Consider the following 4,862-nt stretch of genomic DNA (forward strand, 5'->3'; position numbering starts at 1 on the left):
GTGCGTACCGCCGTGGTGACCGGAGTGCTTGCGCTCGCGCTCGCCGCGGGCGGCACCGGGTTCGGGGTCTGGTACGCGTCCCGCGACGACAAGGCACCCGCCGGGGCGACCGGGACCGTGCGGGAGGCCGACCCCACGCCGACGGACGGGACGGACGGGACGGACAGACCCGAGGGCAGCCGGGTCCCGAAACCCACGCCGAGCAGCTCGGCCGGCGACCGGCAGACGCCCTCCTCCGGCGGCAAGGACCGCACCGGAGGCGGCGGTTCGGACACCGACGAACCAGCGCCCGACGACAGCACGCAGGCCCCCGCGAAGGACACCGCCCCGGCCGGCTACCGCACGGTCCAGGACCCGCTGGGCTTCCAGGTGGCCGTACCGGACGGCTTCACCCGCTCCTACGAGGCGCCGCGCGTCTACTACTACTCCCCCGGCAAGGAGTACCGCCTCGGCTTCCACCCCCAACCCCAGGACCCCCAGGGCTCGTTGGCGGTCATGCAGCAGGCGCACCGGGACGGCCCGGACGACTACCCGGGCTACCGTGGCGGCTCGGTCCGCGAGACCACGCACAACGGTCACCCCGCCGCGCTCTGGGAGTTCACCTGGGACGGCACCGCCGCGGACGGCGGCCCCCGGCACACGTACGACCTGAGCTGGGACCAGAACGGCAAGATGTACGACCTGTGGATCTCGGCGCCGTCGCAGCAACAGGCCGCGGCGAAGCGGCACTTCGACGTGGCGCTGGAGACCTTCGTCCCCTAGCAGTACCGCAATTTGCAGGTGGAACGGACACGGCAGCGTTCACAACTCACGTGCAGATTCCGCCCGCCCCATCCCCTGGTGTGGTGCCGCCGTTCACGCCAGGGGCGGATCTTGTGAGGGCTACCGCCGCCGGCCCGAGTCTCCATAGGATCCCCCACGTGCCGATCACGCGCGAGTTATCCACAGACGCAACGCCGCACCTACGATTCGCGCTGCTCGGCCCGCCCCAGGCCTGGCGCGGCGACACCCCTGTGGACCTGGGGCCGGTACGTGAACAGGCGCTCCTGGCCGCCCTGTTGCTCCGGCCCGGCCGCACCGTGAGCCGACAGCAGCTCCTCGACGGGGTGTGGGGCGCGGAACCTCCCGGCACCGGCGCCAAGGTGATCCCCGTCTACGTGCACCGGCTGCGCAAACGCCTGGACGCACTCGGCAACGGCACCGCCGACTCCGTACTCGTCACCGCACGCGGCGGCTACCGCTTCGCTCCGGGGAACGCCGCCGTGGACGTGGTGCGCTGCGAGGAGACGGCCGCCGCGGGCCGTGCCGCGCGGGACGCCGGGGACCTGGACGCCGCGGTGGACGCCTGGTCCGCGGCGCTCGGCCTGTTCCGCGGCGAGCCGCTCGCCGGGGTGCCGGGGCCGTTCGCGGAGGGCGAGCGGCTGCGGCTCGCGGAGCGGCGGCTCGTCCTCGCGCAGGACCTGGCGGAGTGCAGGCTCCGGCTCGGACGGCACGCCGAGGCGGTGGGCGAACTGTTCGCCCTGACGGCCGCCCACCCGTACAACGAGGCGCTCGCCGCGCTGCTCATGCGCGCCCTGCACACCGGCGACCGGCAGGCCGACGCCCTGGACGTGTACGCCACGGTCCGCCGCCGCCTCGTCGACGAGCAGGGCGTGGAACCCGGCGCCGAACTGCGCCGGGTGCACGAGGCGATCCTCCGCGGCACCCCGGTACCCGTAGCGGCCGTCCCCGGCGCGCGGCCGGCCGGTACCCGCCCGTCGGCCCCCGCCCGGCCACCGCACCGCAGCCGCCAGGAACTCCCCGTCGACATCGGCAACTTCACCGGCCGGGAGCGGGAGCACGGCCTGCTCGTCGCGCCCGCCGACGCGCGCGTGGTCACCGTACGGACGGTGGACGGCATGGCCGGGATCGGCAAGACCGCGCTCGCCGTGCACGCGGCGCGGGCGCTCGCGGACGGCTACCCCGACGGCTGCCTGTTCGTGGAGCTGCACGGGCACCGCGACGACCCCGAGACGGTGGGGCGGCAGGGCGTTCTGCGGCGCCTGCTGCGGTCGGTGGGCGCCGGGGAGGGCGAGGACTTCGAGGACCTCGACGAGCTGGCCGCCTCGTGGCGGGCGGCGACCGTGTCGCTGCGGCTCCTTCTCGTACTGGACGACGCGTCCGCCGCCGAACAGGTGCGGCCGCTGCTGCCCGCCGGGCCCGGCAGCATGGTCCTGGTGACGAGCAGGCAGCGCCTGACCGGCCTGGACGCGGACCGCAGGATCTCGCTCAGCCCGCTCGGCATCGACGAGGCGGCGGGCCTGCTCACCCGGATCGTCGGCGGCGAGGGCTCCGCCCGCGAGCACGCGGCGGTACGCGAACTGGCCGCGCTCTGCGACCGGTTGCCGCTGGCGCTGCGGATCGTCGGGGCACGTATCCAGGACCGGCCGCTGTGGGCGGTGGAGGCGCTCGCGGCGCGCCTCGCCGACGACGAGCGGCGGCTCGACGAGCTGGCCGTCGAGGACCGCAGCGTCGAGGTGGCGTTCCGGGTCTCGTACGGCCAACTGCCGCCCGGCGAACAACGGGCGTTCCGTGCGCTCGGTCTCTCCCCCACCGTGCAGCTCGACCGGCTCGCCCTGGCCGCGCTGCTCGACCGCTCGCCCGACGAGGCCGAACAGGCCCTGGAGTACCTGGCGAACGCGAGCCTGGTGCAGCAGGTGACCGCCGACCGCTACCGCCTGCACGACCTGATGGCGGTCTACGCCCGCCGCGTCGCCGCCGCCCACCCCTCCGACGCGGACCCGGCAGACCCGGCGGACCCGGCAGACCCGGCCGAGGCCGCCCGCGGCCGGGTCTTCGGGCTCTATGTGGCCGCGGCCCGCCTCGCCAGCGACTGGGGCACCTCCGTCCCGCCGACCGCGGGACCCTGTCAAGTCCCCCCGGACAACGGGCCGTTCACGGACTGGGAGGACGCGGCGGCCTGGCTGGACGCGGCCGGCGGTGAACTCGTCGACGTGGTCGGCCAGGCCGTGGCCTCCGGCCGGGTCGACGACGCCTGCCGGCTCGCCGAGGGCCTGGTCGACTACCTCACCCGGCAGGGCCGCTTCCACGAGTGCCGCACCGCCCTGGAGACCGTGCTTCCGCTCGCCGGCCGGGCCACCGACCGGCGCCTCGTCTCCGCGCTGCGTACCGGACTCGGGGTGATGTACGGGCTGCAGGGCCGGTACCAGCAGGCCCGCGCCTGGTTCACCGAAGCGCTCGACCTCAGCCGCCGCGCCGCCGACCCGCACGAGCAGGCCCGCGCCGCGGCCGGCCTCGGCACGTTCGCCAACCTGGAGGGCGACACCGAGGAGTCCATGACCCACTTCGCCGAAGTCGCCCGCCTGGTCGGCACGTTGGAACACGACGACTGGCTGATGGGCTCGGTCATGACCCGCGTCGGCGACATCCACCACCAGCTCGACGAGTACGAGAAGGCGTACGACCGCTACACCGAGGCCATCGCCCTCGCCGAGAAGTCGGGCAGCCCCCGGCTCCTCGGCAAGACCCTGCTCCGCCTCGGCCGCCTCCAACTCGACCTCGACCGCCCCACGGAGGCCGTCCGCGCCCTGGAGCGGGCGGAGGACCTGGCCCGCCGCCTCGGCGACGTACCGCTGCACTCCGCGGTACTCGACCGGCTCGCCACCGCCGAGACGGCCCTCGGCAACCCGGCGTCGGCCGCCGCGCACCGGCGCAGGTCCCGCGCGGTCCTCGACGAACAGACCGGCACCCACTCGGAGATCGCGATCCGCCACCAACTGATCTGGTACGGCGCGGCCACCGAGGACCTGGCCGGGGCGCGCGACTTCTTCGAGCGTGCCACGGCCCTCCCCGAGACGGCCGACCGGGCCCGCATCTCGCGCGTACTGGACGCGCTGGGCCACAGACGGCCGCCGGAGGCCGGCTGAACTCGGGCGTTACGGGCGCTGGGCCGGGCTCCCGTCAGGGTTCAGCCACTGCACGCCGTTGCCGTTGTCCTCGGTCAGCGTCCGCTCGATGACGTTGCCGGCCTCGGGGTAGTTCGGGTGCAGCTCGAAGTAGCCGGGCACGTTCGGGATGGACGCGTCGCACACCGGGTCGCCGTTGATGCAGTACCGGGTGACCGGGATGCCGTTGAAGTCCGTCGGCCCGGTCCCGGGCGAGGTGGCGAACCCGGGCACACCCACGCCCTTCGGAACCATCGCCCCGAGCCCCGTCCCCGGCTGCATCGGGTCGGCGTACAGCTTGCCGTCGACCTGCGCCTTGTCGATCCCCGTCTCGCCGCGCGAAATGGTCTGCAGCACCTCGTCGGCGACCTGGGCACCCTGCGAGTACCCGACGATCGTGAGCCGCGCGTCCGGGTGCGCCCGGTGCGTCTCCTCGGCGACCCGCAGCGTCTCCTTGATCCCCGTCTGCACGCTGGCGTCGTACGGCGGCGCGGTGATCGCCTCGGGGTGCACCGCCCGCGTCGCGGCGTCGATCAGCGACCCGGTCGGCCCGATGAACGGCCCGAACGACGCCGGGTAGCACACCGTGATCGCCCGGTCCCCGAGCTGGTGCGCCTGGTTCGCGGCGTCATAGGAGTACGTGCACTGCGGCGCGGGCGGCGTGGCCCCGGTCCCCCCGACCTGGATGTAGTAACGGTCCTCGCCATCGGCCTGAGCGGCCCCCGGAAACGCGACAACGGACCCGACCGCCAACGCCGCCGTAGCGGCCGCGGCACCGAGAACCCGCGTCATCCTGCTCGTCTTGGCCATGCGTGAATCTCCCCCTGAGAAGGTGAACGTACTTGCTCTCAACTCGCTCTCACCGAGCAAGTCAGAGGCTAGGGAGGGGAGTTGGCATTGGGGTGACATGGGGATGAC

Annotated in this window: 3 protein-coding genes; 2 read left to right on the plus strand and 1 reads right to left on the minus strand. The window is 74.1% G+C overall.

Annotated elements, in window-relative coordinates:
• Both GUY60_RS34550 and GUY60_RS34555 read left to right on the plus strand, forming a co-directional pair.
• Positions 1-762, plus strand: a 762-nt coding sequence (locus GUY60_RS34550) for a serine/threonine kinase C-terminal domain-containing protein (protein ID WP_512700850.1), incomplete at its 5' end; no start/stop codon positions are given.
• Between the two features lie 158 nt (positions 763-920).
• On the plus strand, positions 921-3,926 hold the full coding sequence (locus GUY60_RS34555) for an AfsR/SARP family transcriptional regulator (RefSeq protein ID WP_161705159.1): 3,006 nt from the start codon (positions 921-923) through the stop codon (positions 3,924-3,926).
• A gap of 9 nt (positions 3,927-3,935) precedes the next feature.
• Here GUY60_RS34555 and GUY60_RS34560 read toward each other — a convergent pair whose 3' ends face one another.
• On the minus strand, positions 3,936-4,754 hold the full coding sequence (locus GUY60_RS34560) for a cutinase family protein (protein ID WP_161705161.1): 819 nt from the start codon (positions 4,752-4,754) through the stop codon (positions 3,936-3,938).
• Between the last annotated feature and the right edge of the window lie 108 nt (positions 4,755-4,862).

This window comes from Streptomyces boluensis (assembly GCF_009908195.1).
GTDB lineage: Bacteria > Actinomycetota > Actinomycetes > Streptomycetales > Streptomycetaceae > Streptomyces > Streptomyces boluensis.